Source organism: Nioella sp., from assembly GCF_964229645.1.
In the GTDB taxonomy this organism is placed as follows: Bacteria; Pseudomonadota; Alphaproteobacteria; order Rhodobacterales; family Rhodobacteraceae; genus Nioella.
Map to the genome: position 1 here is coordinate 1 of NZ_CAXREX010000266.1, position 2209 is coordinate 2209.

Annotated in this window: 3 protein-coding genes; all 3 read left to right on the top strand. The window is 67.7% G+C overall.

The window, feature by feature from the left end:
* Window positions 1-540: sigma factor-like helix-turn-helix DNA-binding protein (locus ACEQXV_RS17495; protein WP_370270234.1), on the top strand; the 540-nt coding region annotated here is incomplete at its 5' end.
* Window positions 541-590: 50 nt separating this feature from the next.
* The gene (locus ACEQXV_RS17500; protein WP_370270235.1) at window positions 591-1391 is read left to right on the top strand and encodes a ChaN family lipoprotein; all 801 of its coding nucleotides are present in this window, start codon (window positions 591-593) and stop codon (window positions 1389-1391) included.
* 404 nt (window positions 1392-1795) lie between these two features.
* The coding region (locus ACEQXV_RS17505; protein WP_370270236.1) for a flavoprotein at window positions 1796-2209 on the top strand (414 nt) is incomplete at its 3' end.

A 2209-nucleotide genomic window follows, 5' to 3' on the forward strand; every position in this document is an offset into this window, starting at 1 on the left:
TCGTTGGTGCGCACCGGCTCGACCTCGTCGCAGAAGAGCCTCTTCTTCAACATGCGCCGGGTCCGCGCCCGGCTGGCGGCCGAGGCCGCCAGCGAGGGGGTGGAGCTTGACGGCCACCAGCTGCGCGAACTGATCGCGACCGAGATCGGGGTCAGCCTCAAGGACGTGGAGCTGATGGAGGGGCGGCTGGCGGGCACCGATTTCTCGCTCAACGCGGTGCAGTCCGACGGCGAGGACGGGCGCGAGTGGATCGAGCTTCTCGAAGATGAAAACGAGCAGGCCAGCGACCGCTTCGAGCGCGAGAGGGACGGCACGCGTCTGCGCGAATGGCTGGGCTCCGCCCTGGGCGCGCTGAGCGAACGCGAACAGAAGATCATCGCAGCCCGCAAGCTTGCCAGCACGCCGCGCACGCTGGAAAGCCTGGGCGAGGAACTGGGCCTTTCGAAGGAACGGGTGCGCCAGATCGAGGCGGCCGCGCTCCTGAAGATGCGCCGCAAGCTGGAGCCCCGTGAAGGCGAACTGCGCGCGATGATGGGCTGAGACGGCATGTCCGCTTGCCTTGTCGCGCGCGGACGCCTTTGTTGGCCGTCATGATCCGCACGCTGCTTGTTGCCCTCGCCTGCCTGCCCCCCCTGCCTTCGCAGGCAGAGGCGTTTGACGGTTTCGATGCCCTCGCCGGGGCGCAGGTCGTGATCCTGGGCGAAGTGCATGACAACCCCGCCCATCACCTGTGGCAAGCCGAGGCCATTGCAGCACTCACCCCCTCTGCGGTCGTCTTCGAGATGCTGACCCCCGCCCAGGCCGCGCGGATCACAGGTGATCTTCGCGAGACGCCGGAGCGTTTGGGCGAGGTGCTGGAATGGGAGGCCACGGGCTGGCCCGATTTCGCGATCTACCTGCCGGTATTCGAGGCGCTCGGTGCGGCCTCCGTCTACGGTGCGGCCCTGCCTTACGAGGATGTGCGGGCCGCAGTCAGCGAGGGCGCAGCGGCCCGGTTCGAAGGCGATGCGGGGCTTTACGGGCTTGATCGTCCGTTGCCTGACGAGGATCTTGCGCTGCGCTTGGAGATACAGGCAGACGCGCATTGCAATGCGCTGCCCGAAGACCTGCTTCCGGGTATGGTCGAGGCGCAGCGCCTGCGTGATGCAGGCTTTGCCCGGACCGTGCTGCAGGCCTTCGACGAGACCGGCGGCCCGGTTACCCTGATCACTGGCAATGGCCATGCCCGCACCGATTGGGCGGTGCCCGCGATGATCGCAGCGGCGCGCCCCGATGTGTCGGTCGTGTCGATTGCACAGATGGAAGACAGGCCGGAGGGCCCTGTCCCCTTCGACCTATGGCGCGTGACGGACCCCGCCGAGCGGGATGATCCCTGCGCGGTGTTTCGCTGATCCGTCTAGGTTTCTCTGCCGGGAAGATGCCCGGTCGCTTTACCACCGGGCGGAGCGTGAAGGGAAGCGGCGCCGCCTCGAAAGGCGCGCGGCTTGCGGTCCTTGGCGGAAGCTTCCGGTGCCGTTCCGTTCGACCCCGGTCGGATGGGGGCATCACGATGCGGCGGACCGGGCCACGCTTGGGCTGTCGGTTAACCGAAGGCCAGACTGGCACGGGATCGTGAAGATCGGGTTAACCACGACCAGGTAATTTCGCCGCGCGTTGCGCGCCGACCGGGGGCGGCCCCGGTCCGGGGCCGCGGGCGCGCCCTGAGAGCCGGGGCAGTTGCCCGTTCCAGTGGCTTGTGGTGGCGCGGTCAGGCGCATAGGTTGAGCGGAAACGAGGACCAATGGGCGGAGGCCCCATGCTGGCGGACAAGCGCATCCTTCTGATCATCGGCGGCGGTCTCGCGGCCTTCAAGTCGCTCGATCTGATCCGCCGTCTGCGCGACCAGGGTGCGACGGTGGTTCCGGTTCTGACCCGCGCGGGCGAAGAGTTCGTGACGCCGCTCTCGGCTTCGGCGCTGGCGACCGAGAAAGTCTATCGCGACCTCTTCGACCTGACCGAAGAGGCGGAGATGGGGCATATCGAGCTCAGCCGCGCGGCTGACCTTGTGGTCGTGGCGCCGGCGACGGCGGACCTCATGGCGAAGATGGCCAATGGGCTGGCCAATGACCTGGCCTCGACCCTGCTGATGGCGACCGACAAGCGGGTGCTGATCGCACCTGCCATGAACGTGCGCATGTGGGAGCATCCGGCAACACGGCGCAACCTGGCC

Bases quoted from the DNA above. Each gene is read 5' to 3' on its own strand.
- ACEQXV_RS17500 (WP_370270235.1), top strand. From the start codon at position 591: ATGATCCGCACGCTGCTTGTTGCCCTCGCCTGCCTGCCCCCCCTGCCT.